The organism is Phormidium sp. CCY1219, from assembly GCF_055795085.1.
Map to the genome: position 1 here is coordinate 1 of NZ_JAYFEQ010000621.1, position 246 is coordinate 246.

Below are 246 nucleotides of genomic sequence, written 5' to 3' on the forward strand. Positions count from 1 at the left end.
AAGAACAGGCCACATTCATTGCACTTGCCTTTTTGTTCCTTCAAAAGTCTGGTTAATTTAGTTGGGAGACCAACTTTATTAATTCCTCTCTTACTCCAGTAAGCCCAATCTCCATCAAATGAAGACTTATCACCTTTGACTTTGATGTGTCGCTTGATAGGAGTTTCTGCGTGTGCTAGCAGTCTTAACCCATCTTGCGCTTGAAACGTCCAGTTTCCATTGGCTCCATAATGGTAATACTTTCTG

The 246-nt window shown here is 41.1% G+C and carries 1 pseudogene; it reads right to left on the reverse strand.

Annotated elements, in window-relative coordinates:
* Nucleotides 1-246: pseudogene (locus AC0QH1_RS17735) on the reverse strand (group II intron reverse transcriptase/maturase); the annotation flags it as partial.